We start from the raw sequence: 12,047 nt of genomic DNA on the forward strand, positions 1-12,047 counted from the left end.
GACCACCCGCCGGCGTGGCCGGTACCGCCGGCCCCCGCGCCGATGCCGGACCGGGTGGCACAGCGGCTTGTGATCAGCGGGACCGGTCGGTTCGTCCCGGACGGGTCGGACCGACCGAAGGTCGGGCTGGCCGCGGTTCCGGCGGCCGAGGTGCGCCCGGACGGGTCGGCGGTGTCGTACCGAGTACCGGAGGGGTTCGAACTCGGCGCGGCGCTGCCGGACGGCCGGCTGGTCGGCCTGGTGCGCCGGGGCGTCGACGGGCCGCGGTCGACCGGGCCGAACCCCGACAAGGTCGCCATCGACCTGGTGCTGGTGCAGCCGGGCGGCGGGGAACGCCGGTGGCGCCTCCAGGCTCCCGGGGAGCGCGTCGGGGTCGTCGGCGCGGACGACCGGACGGTCTACCTGGTGCGACCTTCCGGGGTGGTGGCCCGCGACCTGTCGACCGGCGTGGAGAAGGTGGTGCTCGGCTCCTCGGTGGTCGGGTCGGACCTGATCGGCCCGGACGTCCGGGTGACGGGCGGCCGGATCGCGGTCCGTAGCGAGGCCACCCGGACGGTCTGCCTGATCGACGTGTACGACCTGGCCGGCCGGGAACGGCGCGGCCGGGTGGAGACCGGACCGGGCTGCCAGTTCGTGCTCTCCCCGGACGGCAGGAGCCTCGCCGCCGTCCACCGGACGCCTGCCGACACCCGGGAGCAGCGACTCGGGATCTGGGACGTCGCCACCGGAAAGCAGGTCGCCGACGTGCCGGTCGGCACGGTCACCCGGGACCCGGCGACCGCGGGTCTGGTGTACGGCCTCGCCTGGGACGACGACCGGACGGTGCGCGCGGTGTGGGCGCAGGTGCCGCCCGGCGCCGACCGGGTCTACCAGGTGCCCGAGGTGATGCGGATCGTCTCCGCGAGCGCTCAGTAGCGCTGGCGGAGCAGCTGGGCGGCCTCGACGGCCCAGTAGGTGAGGATGATCTGCGCGCCGGCCCGGCGGATCGAGGTGAGCGTCTCCAGGATCACCCGCTCCCGGTCGATCCAGCCGTTCGCGGCGGCCGCCTCGACCATCGCGTACTCGCCGGAGACCTGGTAGGCGGCGACCGGGACGTCCACCGCGGCCCGGACCGCCGCGACCACGTCGAGGTAGGGCAGCGCCGGCTTGACCATCACCATGTCGGCGCCCTCGGCGACGTCCAGCTCGACCTCGCGCAGCGACTCCCGCAGGTTGGCCGGGTCCTGCTGGTAGGTGCGGCGGTCGCCCTCCAGCGCCGACTCGACGGCGTCGCGGAACGGGCCGTAGAAGGCCGAGGCGTACTTCACCGCGTACGCCAGCACCGCGACGTCCTGGTGACCGGCGGCGTCGAGGGCCCGGCGGACCACGCCGACCTGGCCGTCCATCATCCCGGACGGCCCGACCACGCCGACCCCGGCGGCGGCCTGGGCCACCGCCATCTCGGCGTACGCGGCCAGGGTGGCGTCGTTGTCGACGCCGCCGTCCGGGGTGAGCAGGCCGCAGTGCCCGTGCGAGGTGAACTCGTCCAGGCAGAGGTCGCTCATCACCACGGTGGCGTCGCCCACCTCGGAGACGACGTCCCGGATGGCGACGTTGAGGATGCCGTCCGGGTCGATGCCGCCGGAGCCGGTCGCGTCCCGCGACGCCGGCACCCCGAAGAGCATGATCCCGCCCACCCCGGCCTGGACCGCCTCGACGGCGGCCTTGCGCAGCGAGTCCCGGGAGTGCTGGAGCACCCCCGGGAGCGACGCGATGGCCCGTGGCTCGGTCAGCCCCTCCTTGACGAACATCGGCACGACCAACTCGGCCGGGTCGACGCGGGTCTCGGAGACCAGCCGCCGCACGGCAGCGTTACGGCGCAGCCGGCGGGGCCGGATCTCGGGGTACGGCACGGGAGCCTCCTGTCAGCGGAACCTCAGGGCGGTCGGCCCCTGCACCTTCGAGCCGCGGCGCTGCTTGGCCGGCATGGCGGCCAGCTTCTCGCGCAACTCGACGGCGTAGGCGGCGAGCGCCTCCACCAGGTCGGGCACCGAGGCGTGCGCAGGCTGCACGTCGACCCGCAGGCCGAACTCCGTCGCGGTCTCCGCCGTCTTGGGCCCGATGACTGCAACAACGGTACGCGCGTGCGGCTTCCCGGCGATACCGACCAGGTTCCGGACGGTCGAGGACGAGGTGAAGAGCACCGCGTCGAACCCGCCCGACTTGATCGCGTCCCGGATCTCGGCGGGCGGCGGGGCGGCCCGGACGGTCCGGTACGCCGTCACGTCGTCGACCTCCCAGCCGCGCTCGGTGAGCCCGGCGGCGAGCGTCTCGGTGGCGATGTCGGCGCGCGGCAGCAGCACCCGGCCCACCGGGTCGAGGATCTCGTCGTGCGGCGAGAACTCGGCCAGCAGCCCCTCGGAGGACTGATCCCCGGACGGGACCAGCTCCGGCTGGATGCCGAAGGCGCGTACCGCGTCGGCGGTGGCCTCGCCGATGCAGGCGATCTTGACGCCGCCGAAGTGGCGGGCGTCCAGGCCGTGCTCGGCGAACTTCTCCCAGACCGCCCGGACGGCGTTGACCGAGGTGAAGATCACCCAGGCGTACCGGCCGTCGACCAGGCCCTTGACCGCCCGCTCCATCTGGGCCGGGGTGCGCGGCGGCTCGACCGCGATGGTCGGCACCTCGCACGGGATCGCCCCGTACGCGCGGAGCCGGGCGCTCATCGCGCCGGCCTGCTCCTTGGTGCGGGGCACCAGCACCTTCCAGCCGTACAGCGGGCGGTTCTCCCACCAGCTCAGCTTGTCGCGCTGGGCGACGCCCTCACCGACGGTGAGCACGACCCGGCCGGTGAAGCCGAGCGCCGCCGCGACGAAGGAGTCCACGGTCGACGTGGTGGTGTACTGCGTCTCACCCGTGCCGTCGCCGGTCACCCCGACGCCGGTGGTGCCGTCCACCCCGGCGGCCAGCAGGCCGTCCCGGATGGCGGCGAGGTCGCCCGCGTCGACCGCGAGGGCCAGCGAGCCCCGGCCGACGGCCGCGGCCAGCGCGTCGAAGTCCAGCGTGCTGACGTCCTCGACGTCGGCGGCGGTGCGCACGCCCGGCAGCGGAACACCGGCGTACGTGGCGACACCCTCGGCCTGGCCGACCCCCGGGACCACCTCGAAGTGCGCGGCGGTACGCGCCACCGCCTGCACCTCCTTGACCACCGAGTCGTGGCCGAACGGGTCACCGGCGACCAGGTGCACCGCGTTCAGCCCGGAACGGGCGGCGGAGATGAGCACCTTGGCCACGTCGCCCGGCACACCCTCGGCGGGCGTGAACTGGGCGTCGGACCTGGCCTGGGCGCGGACGGCGTCGAGCAGCGACTCGGGGACCCCCCGGTCGTACACCACCTGGTCGGCGTCGACCAGGGCGTCGTGCGCCCGGCGGGTCAGCAGGCCCGGGTCGCCGGGGCCGGCCCCGACGAACGCGATCCGGCCTACGGGCTTACGGGTGCGGGTCATTCTGTGCTCCCAAATTGCTGGGTCCCCGGGCCGGTGTGTCCTTCGTGGCCGAGGATCGAGTCGGCGCCGAGTTCGAGGAGTTCGGCGGCGAGTGCCTTGCCGATCTCCGCCGCGTCGGCGGGCGTACCGGTGCGGGACAGCCGGAGGTCTCGGGTGCCGTCCGGGCTGATCACCGCCCCGCGCAGGTAGATCTCTTCACCGACGTCGCCCTCGGCGAGTTCGGCGTAGGCGGCGACCGGAGCGGAGCATCCGGCCTCCAGGGTGGCCAGGAACGCCCGTTCCGCGGTGACCGCGGCCCGGGACGGTGCGTGGTCGAGCACCGCGAGCAGCTCGACCAGGTCGTGGTCGTCGGCCCGGCACTCCACCGCCAGCGCGCCCTGGGCGGGCGCGGGCAGCATCAGCATCGGGTCGAGCGTTTCGGTGATCACGTCGGCCCGGCCGATCCGGGCCAGGCCGGCCCGGGCCAGCACGACGGCGTCGAGGTCGGCCTCCGGGCCGAGCACCCGCCGCAGGCGGCTGTCCACGTTGCCGCGGATCGGGGTGACCTCCAGCTGCAGCCCGAGGGCGTGCAGCTGGGCGATCCGGCGCAGCGCGCCGGTGCCGACCACGGCGCCCGGCGGCAGCTCGGCGAGGGTACGACCGCCCGTGGCGACCAGCGCGTCGCGCGGGTCCTGCCGGGGCGGCACCGCCGCGATGTGCAGCCCGGCCGCCGTGGCGGTGGGCAGGTCCTTGTACGAGTGCACCGCGAGGTCGATGGTGCCGGCGATCAGCGCGTCGCGCAGGGCGGAGACGAAGACGCCGACGCCGAGCCGGTGCACCGGGGCCGACGAGCGGTCACCGGCGGTGACCACCTCGACCAGCTCGACCTCGCGGCCGGTGGCCGCGGTCAGGGCCTCGGCGACCTGGCCGGACTGGGCCATCGCCAGGGTGCTGCCCCGGGTACCGAGGCGCAGGGGCGTGCTCATCGCTCACCTCCGGTGGGCGGGACGTCGACGACGTCGAAGGAGGGCCGGCGTCGACGTTCTCGACGACGTCGGGAACGGTGTCGACCGGCGAGGTCTGCGGCACCTGGAGGTCGAACAGCTCCCGCAGCAGGGCGGCGTACTGGTCGCCGCCGGGCTCGGCGGCGAGCTGGCGGACCCGCACGGTCGGCTGGTGCAGCAGCCGCTGCACCACCCGGTGCACCGTCCGGGCGACCTCGGCGCGCTGGTCGTCGTCGAAGTCGGGGCGACGCTGGGCGAGCGGCGCAGCTCGGCGGTGACGACGTCGTCGGCGCGGCCCCGCAGCGCGGCCACGGTGGGCGCCACGTCGGCCCCGCGCAGCCAGCTCAGGAACGACTCGACCTCGCCCGCGACGATCCGGGCGACCTCGGCGGCGTCGGCGGCGGCCGGACCCTCGGCGAGCAGCGCGGCCATCCGGTCGATGTCGATCACCTCGACGCCGGGCAGCTCGGCCACCCCGGGTTCGACGTCGCGCGGCACGGCCAGGTCGAGCAGGACCAGCGGGCCCCGGTCGGCGTCGCGGCCGGCCAGCGCCCGGGTGACCCGGTCGAGGGTGAGGACCGGCTCGGTGGCCGCGGTGGCGGCCACTACGATGTCCACTGTGGAGAGCGCGTCGACGAGCTCGGCCATCGGCACGGCGTTCGCCCCGTACGACTCGGCCAGGCGTACCGCCCGGTCGGCCCCCCGGTTGGTGACGGTGAGCGGCCCGGCGCCCAGCCGGGACAGCGTCGCCACGCCCAGCGCGCCCATCGCGCCCGCGCCGACCACCATGGCGGGGCGGCCGGAGAGGTCGCCGTCGAGGTGCTCGGCGGCCAGGTCCAGCGCGGCGGTGACCACGCTCTGCCCGGCGCGATCGATGTTCGTCTCGGCGTGCGCCCGCTTGCCCACCCGCAGCGCCTGCTGCATCAGCTCGTGCAGCAGCCGCCCGGCCGAGTCGGCCCCGGTCGCCCAGTGGTACGCGTCGCGCAGCTGGCCGAGGATCTGCGCCTCGCCGACCACCATCGAGTCCAGCCCGGCGGCGACCCGGAAGACGTGGTCGACCGCGGCGGCGTCGTAGTGCACGTAGAGGTGGTTGGCCAGCGCCGCCGGCGGGGCGCCGGCCTGCTCGGCGAGGACGGCGCAGATGTCGCCGAGGCCGCCGTGGAAACCGGACACGGCGGCGTAGACCTCCACCCGGTTGCAGGTGGAGACCAGCACCGCCTCGGCCACGTACGGCTGGGCGACCAGGCGGTCCAGCGTGCGGGTGAGGTCGGCGGGGGCGACCGCCAGCTGTTCCAGGGTGGCGACGGGGGCGGTGCGGTAGGACGCGCCGACGACGAGCAGTTTCACGTGCCGATCGCCTCCTGGGTGTCGGTGGCCGCGAGCCCGCCGGGCAGAGCGGTGAGGGCGGACCCGCCGGTGGCGGGGAGCGCGGTCAGCGACGCCTTGCGGTGCTCGTGGAAGGACAGGATCTGCAGCTCGATGGCGAGGTCGACCTTGCGCACGTCGACCCCCTCCGGCACCGAGAGTACGCACGGCGCGAAGTTCAGGATGCTCGTCACGCCGACGGCGACGAGCTGATCGGCGACCGGCTGGGCGGCCGAGGCCGGGGTGGCGATCACGCCGATCGAGATCGACTCCTCGGCGGCCACCCGGGCCAGGTCGTCGACGTGCTGCACGACCAGGCCGTTGATCACCTCACCGACCCGGGACGGATCCGCGTCGAAGAGCGCGGCGATCCGGAAGCCCCGGCTGGCGAAGCCGTCGTAGCCGGCCAGGGCGTGACCGAGATTACCCACGCCGACCAGGGCGACGGCCCGGCACTGGGTGAGCCCGAGCACGTACTCGATCTGCTCGATCAGCAGCGCGAGGTCGTAGCCGACGCCCCGGGTGCCGTACGAGCCGAGGTGGGAGAGGTCCTTGCGGAGCTTGGCCGAGTTGACCCCGGCGGCGCTGGCCAGCCCCTCGCTGGAGACGGTCTCGTGACCGCTCTCGGCGAGGTTGTGCAGCGCGCGCAGGTACTCGGGGAGCCGCGCGACGGTCGCCTCCGGAAGATCCGGGAGCGCCGGTACGGCACCGGCGCGGCCGGGCGCGCCAGGGTGACGGTGCTGACTCATGAGACTCCGTGCGGTGCGATCCTCGGCCAGCTCCGGTGCCCGGCCGTTTCGGGACCCCCGCTCGCGGCCGAGAGTGTCGGCCGTGCTAGCGGGGCGCGTCGGAACTACAGAGTAGGCGCTTGTGAAGACGTGCACAAATCGCGATCTTGCTGACTCGCGACGCCCGTCCACCAGGCCCTCCATTCCGCAAGATCGATCCGGCGGCCTTGGCCGGCGCCGCTCGGCGATTATTGCTCAATCCCGACTTCTCTGACCAATCACACAACGCCCGGCGACGGCGTGGCGTACCCCTCACCAGCGCCGGAGCGTCCCACCCGGCGCGGCCGGCCGGGCCCGGCGTGCGGCGCCGGCCGGCGGTAGGGCCAACCCGACCCCGAACGGGGCAGCCCGCCGGATGGGCATTCCGGGCCCGGCGTCCCTAGCCTCGGAGCATGACCACCGCCACCGCGGTCACGCCGGTACCGAGCGTGAGCCGCCAGCTGATGCGCGACACCGGGTACGTCCTGCTCGGCCTCCCCCTGGCGCTGTTCGGCCTGGTGGTGCTGACGGCCGGCCTCGCGCTCGGCGTCGGGCTGGCGGTGCTGGTGGTGGGCCTGCCGATCATGACCGGCACGCTCTACACCGCGCGCGGCCTGGCCGACGTGGAGCGGCTGCGGCTGCCCACGGTGCTCCGGATGCCCCGGATCCGCCCCCGCTACCTGACCCCGCCACCGGCGGCCGGCGCCTGGCGACGGATCTTCACCCCGATCCGGGACGGGCAGTCCTGGCTCGACCTGGCGCACGGCATCGCCCGGTCGGTGGTGGCGGTCGTCACGTTCGCCATCACCGTCGCCTGGTGGGTCGTCGCGCTCGCCGGCACCCTCTACCCCGCGTACGACTGGGCCCTCCCCTACGGCCCGGACGACCGCAGCCTCGCCGACCTGCTCGGTCTCGGCGACGGGCCGGTGGCCCGGATCGGCCTGAACACCGCGATCGGCCTGATCTTCCTGCTCACCCTGCCGATCGTGGTCCGCGGCTGCGCGCTGCTCCAGGCCGGCTTCGCGCGCGGTCTGCTCACCGGCGTGGCCGAGATGCGCGACCGGATCACCGTGCTGGAGGAGCAGAAGCGGGCGGCGGTGTCGGCCGAGGCGGCGGCGCTGCGCCGGCTGGAACGGGACATCCACGACGGCCCCCAGCAGCGACTGGTCCGGCTGGCGATGGACCTGAGCCGGGCCCGGCAGCAGCTCGCCACCGACCCGCAGGCCGCCGCCCGGACCCTGGACGAGGCGATCGCCCAGACCCGGGACACCCTGGCCGAGCTGCGGGCGCTCTCCCGGGGCATCGCGCCGCCGGTGCTGGTCGACCGGGGCCTGCCCAGCGCGGTGGCCGCCCTGGCCGGCCGCAGCCTGGTGCCGGTCGACCTGACCCTCGACGACCGGCTGGGCAACCCGAAGGGCCGGCTCGACCCGCTGGTGGAGAGCACCGCCTACTTCGTGGTCGCCGAGGCGCTGACCAACGTGGCCAAGCACAGCGGCGCGACCGGCTGCGCGGTGACCGTGCAGCGTCACGACGACCAGCTCGACGTCACCGTCGGTGACGACGGGGCCGGTGGTGCGCACGTGGCGAAGGGGCACGGCCTTGCCGGCATCGCCGACCGGGTACGCGCCGCCGGCGGCGTGCTCCGGGTGGACAGCCCGGTCGGCGGGCCGACCATCGTGCGGGCCGTGCTGCCGCTGTGACCCCGACAGCCGCCCGGACGTGGTAGACACCGCGACATGCGAGTACTGATCGCCGACGACGCCGTACTGCTCCGGGAGGGCCTGGTCCGGCTGCTCACCGAGCAGGGACACGAGGTGGTGGCCGCCGTCGGGGACGGTGAGGCGCTGGTGGAGGCGGTGGTGGCGCACCGGCCGGACGTCTCGATCGTGGACGTGCGGATGCCGCCCACGCACACCGACGAGGGGCTGCGCGCGGCCGTCCGGGCCCGCGAGCTGGTTCCCCGTACGCCGATCCTGGTGCTCTCCCAGTACGTCGAGGTTTCGTACGCCGACGACCTGCTGTCCACCGCGGGCGGGGGCGGCGGCGGGATCGGCTACCTGCTCAAGGAGCGGGTGGCCGCGATCGACGAGTTCCTCGACGCGCTGGCCCGGGTGGCCGCCGGCGGCACCGTGCTCGACCCGGAGGTGGTCGGCCAGCTGCTGGTCCGGCGCCGTCGGGACGACCCGCTGGGCGAGCTGACCCCGCGCGAGCGGGAGGTGCTGGCGCTGATGGCCGAGGGCCGGTCCAACGCCGCCATCGCGAAATCCCTGGTGGTCACGGACGGCGCGGTGGAGAAGCACGTCCGCAACATCTTCACCAAGCTCCACCTGCCGCCGGACACCGACCACCACCGCCGGGTCCTGGCCGTCCTCGCCCACCTCCGCGCCTGACCCCGGCGGCGGCGGCCAGGATCAGGGGAGGCGGGTGGCCAGGGTCACCGCTTCGGTGAGGGTGTCGGCGGTGGGGTGCGGGGTGGCGCGCAGGGCGGCGGGGTCGGAGAGGCCGCCGGTGTAGAGGACGCAGCGGGCGCCGACGCTCTCCGCGGCGTGCGCGTCGTCGACCGAATCACCGATCAGCACCACCGACTCGCCGGCCAGCCCCAGCTCGGCCAGGTGCTTCTCCAGCCACTCCGCCTTGTGGCCGCCGCCGACCGTGGCGCGCAGCCCGTCCACCCGGGCGAAGTGCGGGGTCAGGCCGTAGGTGTGCACGGTCGGCACCAGCTCGTCGTGGAACCACATCGACAGCAGCGACTGGCTGCCCGGCCAGGCGGCGATCGCCGCCAGCGCGTCGTCGGCCAGCGCGCAGCTGGTCAGCCCGGCCCGGTACGCGTCGTGGAAGATCCGGTCGAGCGCGCCGAACGCCTCCGCGTCGACCGCCCGCCCCAGCATCTCGGCGTAGTAGTCGACGATCGGCCGGCGGAACCGCACCCGATGCTCGTCGACGGTCACCGACGGGCCGCCGGCGCTGGCGAAGGCCACGTTGGTGGCCTGCACCACCAGGCTGAGGTCGTTGAGCAGGGTGCCGTTCCAGTCCCACACCAGGTGGTCGCGCGCAGGGGTCATCGCAGCAGCCTAAGGGCCCTCAGAGCTGCGGCGTGGTCAGGTCCCGCAGCAGCCGATCCTCCTCGACCCGCCAGTAGCCGTGCTCCTTGCCGTCGAGCAACACCACCGGCAGCCGGTCCCCGTAGTCCCGCTCCAGCTCGACGTCGCCGGTGACGTCCTTCTCCACCCACTTGTCGCCGGTGACCGCCACCACCCGGTCCAGCGCGGCCTTGGCGTCCTCGCAGAGGTGGCAGCCGGGCCGGGTGATCAGGGTGAGCCGGGCGTCACTGGACATCGGGGACCTCCGTGCGTCGGGGCCGGGGCGGCGTCGCCGGGGACGGCGCCGACCGCAGCTGGGTCTTGCGTACCTTCCCGATCACCGAGTACGGCAGTTCGTCGACGAACTCGACGGCGGTCGGGCACTTGAACCGGGCCAGGTTACGCGCGCAGTGGGCGAGCAGCTCCTCGCCGGTGACCGGACGCCCCGGCGCCGGCACCACGTACGCCCGCACAGTCTCACCCGTGCGCGGGTGCGGCACACCCAGGACGGCCGAGCCGACCACCCCCGGGTGCGCCTCGAGCACCAGCTCGACCTCGCGCGGGTAGACGTTGAAACCGTTGACCAGGATCAGCTCGCCCAACCGGTCGACCAGGAACAGGTCCCCGTCGTCGTCGGCGTAGGCGACGTCGCCGGTGGCCCACCAGCCGTCCGCGTCCGGGCCGCCCCGGCCGTCCGGCCAGTAGCCGGCGAACAGGTTCGCCCCGCGGACCACGATCTGGCCGGGATCGGTGCCGGGCGAGGAGTCGGCGAGCCACGGGTCGTCGTCGGGGTCGTCGTCCGGCTCGGCGACGCCGTCGCGCCACAGGTCGGTCCCGTCGCCGCCGACCAGGCGCAGCTCGACGCCGGGCAGCGGCCGGCCGATCGAGCCGGGCTTCGGCTCGCCGCCGACCAGGGTGGTGGTGAGCACCGGGGCGGTCTCGGTCAGTCCGTACCCGACGTGCACCGGATGCCCGGTGACCTCGGTGAAGCGCGCCGCGGCGGCCGGGTCCAGCGGCGCCGCGCCGCAGACCGCGACCCGCACCGACGCCATCGCCGCGACGACCGCGTCGGCGTCCGCCGTGGACCAGGCCAGGAACATCGACGGTACGCCGACCAGCACGCTGACCCGGTGCCGGGCGATCTCGTCGAGCGCGCAGCCGGGGCCGAGCTCGTCGACCAGCACCCCGGTCGCGCCGTGGTGGATCACCGCGCCCAGCCCCGTGTTCAGCCCGTACGCGTGGAACAGCGGCAGCGCGAGCAGCACGGTGTCCCCGGGCCCGACCACCGGCGGGGAGATCCGGCCCACTTGGTCCTGGTTGGCGGCCAGCGCCCGGTGCGGCAGCATGGCGCCCTTGGGCTGCCCCTCGGTGCCCGAGGTGTAGAGCAGCACGCGAGGTCGCGCCGGTTCGCGCCGGCGGCTCCCCCGCCTCCTCGGGCAGGGTGGTGTACACGGCGATGAGCGCCGGCAGCTCGAGATCGGCCAGCCGGTCCCGGACGGCCTCGGTGCCGCAGAGCAGCGTCGCGCCGGAATCGGCGAGCACGTGCCGCAGCTCCCGGGCGGTGAGGCCGGGGTTGACCGGCACCGCGACCAGCCCGGCGCGCAGCGTGGCGAGGTAGGCCACCACGAAGTCCGGCGTGTTCGGCAACGCGATCGCCACCCGCGCCGGCGGGTTCGTCGGCGCGACCGGCACGGCGGCGGCCAGGGCCCGGGCCACGGCGCTCACCCGGGCGTCCAGTTCGGACCAGGTCAGGGTCTGCTCGCGCCAGTGCAGCGCGGGTCGGTCGCCGTGGTCGGCGGCCACCCGGCGGAGCCGGTCGACGAGGTCGGGCGCGGAGCTGTCGGTGGCATCCTGCACGGTCGCTGAGTCTGGCACAGCAGCCCTCGAGGGACCATGCTTGCGCCGGGGGGCACGCCGCCCGTCCGACGACACGCCGACACGCCGAAGGCGGTTCACTTCCGCTCCGACCTGGACTTTCCACTCGGGATCAAGGCGCGACGTGAAAGTCAACCGCACACGACGGACAACCGGTCCGCCATCTGTGCGACGGGGCGGGAAATACTTTGGCCCTGTGTAACGGACTTGCCACGCGCGGGTGACGTTGGCCCTATCATCACTCGGGTCGGCTCACCCCATTTGCCGTGAGTCGACACCCCTCAGCCCGAGGAGGCCCCCGTGCCTGTGAGCGCATTGGACCAGCACCTCAGGGGGATCTGCCGCACGTCGGCACACCCCTGTGCGACCCTGCCCGCCCGAGGCGAACCGGACGCCGTGGCGACCCGTCGCCGCACCGCCCGGCCGGCCGGCGCGCGGACCGGGGAGGCGCGGTGACCACCTTCGGCTACGCGGAGCGGCCCGCCGGCCTGA

10 protein-coding genes and 2 pseudogenes are annotated in these 12,047 nt (G+C 74.6%); 3 read left to right on the forward strand and 9 right to left on the reverse strand.

All coding sequences use genetic code 11. From position 1 onward, the window contains the following. Positions 1 to 915: hypothetical protein (locus JNW89_RS14300; RefSeq protein ID WP_238449311.1), on the forward strand; the 915-nt coding region annotated here is incomplete at its 5' end. On the opposite strand, the gene hemB is transcribed toward JNW89_RS14300, so the two are convergent. The 5 genes and pseudogenes from hemB to JNW89_RS14325 form a co-directional block, all read right to left on the reverse strand. After that, the gene (gene hemB, locus JNW89_RS14305; protein WP_238449312.1) at positions 909 to 1,892 is read right to left on the reverse strand and encodes a porphobilinogen synthase; all 984 of its coding nucleotides are present in this window, start codon (positions 1,890 to 1,892) and stop codon (positions 909 to 911) included. The two genes, JNW89_RS14300 and hemB, sit on opposite strands and share 7 nt — an antisense overlap. Before the next feature lie 12 nt (positions 1,893 to 1,904). Further along, positions 1,905 to 3,485, reverse strand: a complete 1,581-nt coding sequence (locus JNW89_RS14310) for a uroporphyrinogen-III synthase (RefSeq protein ID WP_238449313.1) — start codon at positions 3,483 to 3,485, stop codon at positions 1,905 to 1,907. Then, on the reverse strand, positions 3,482 to 4,450 hold the full coding sequence (gene hemC, locus JNW89_RS14315; protein WP_238449314.1) for a hydroxymethylbilane synthase: 969 nt from the start codon (positions 4,448 to 4,450) through the stop codon (positions 3,482 to 3,484). Before hemC ends, JNW89_RS14310 begins: the two co-directional genes overlap by 4 nt. A gap of 61 nt (positions 4,451 to 4,511) precedes the next feature. Continuing rightward, positions 4,512 to 5,815, reverse strand: a pseudogene (locus JNW89_RS14320) (glutamyl-tRNA reductase); the annotation flags it as partial. Continuing rightward, a complete protein-coding gene (locus JNW89_RS14325; RefSeq protein ID WP_238449315.1) occupies positions 5,812 to 6,582 on the reverse strand; it encodes a redox-sensing transcriptional repressor Rex in 771 nt (256 codons plus the stop codon). The pseudogene JNW89_RS14320 and the gene JNW89_RS14325, both read right to left, overlap by 4 nt. Positions 6,583 to 7,013: 431 nt before the next feature. Between JNW89_RS14325 and JNW89_RS14330 the strand changes: the two genes are divergently transcribed. Continuing rightward, entirely contained in the window at positions 7,014 to 8,300 is a 1,287-nt protein-coding gene (locus JNW89_RS14330) for a sensor histidine kinase (protein ID WP_238449316.1), read from the forward strand. Between the two features lie 36 nt (positions 8,301 to 8,336). After that, on the forward strand, positions 8,337 to 8,990 hold the full coding sequence (locus JNW89_RS14335) for a response regulator transcription factor (protein WP_088960141.1): 654 nt from the start codon (positions 8,337 to 8,339) through the stop codon (positions 8,988 to 8,990). A 21-nt stretch (positions 8,991 to 9,011) separates the two neighbouring features. Here JNW89_RS14335 and JNW89_RS14340 read toward each other — a convergent pair whose 3' ends face one another. From JNW89_RS14340 to JNW89_RS36750, 4 genes and pseudogenes are all read right to left on the reverse strand, one after another. Further along, on the reverse strand, positions 9,012 to 9,662 hold the full coding sequence (locus JNW89_RS14340; protein ID WP_238449317.1) for an HAD family hydrolase: 651 nt from the start codon (positions 9,660 to 9,662) through the stop codon (positions 9,012 to 9,014). A gap of 19 nt (positions 9,663 to 9,681) precedes the next feature. Then, positions 9,682 to 9,936 carry a glutaredoxin family protein gene (locus tag JNW89_RS14345; protein ID WP_088960139.1) on the reverse strand — a complete coding sequence of 85 codons (255 nt, stop codon included), beginning with the start codon at positions 9,934 to 9,936 and terminating at the stop codon, positions 9,682 to 9,684. Beyond that, positions 9,926 to 11,071, reverse strand: coding sequence for an AMP-binding protein (locus tag JNW89_RS36745; protein ID WP_309139985.1), 1,146 nt, complete (start codon positions 11,069 to 11,071; stop codon positions 9,926 to 9,928). The genes JNW89_RS14345 and JNW89_RS36745 overlap by 11 nt, the downstream gene beginning before the upstream one ends. Positions 11,072 to 11,165: 94 nt before the next feature. Next, positions 11,166 to 11,696: pseudogene (locus JNW89_RS36750) on the reverse strand (AMP-binding protein); the annotation flags it as partial. Positions 11,697 to 12,047 lie beyond the last annotated feature (351 nt).

It is taken from the genome of Micromonospora sp. 4G55, from assembly GCF_016803375.1.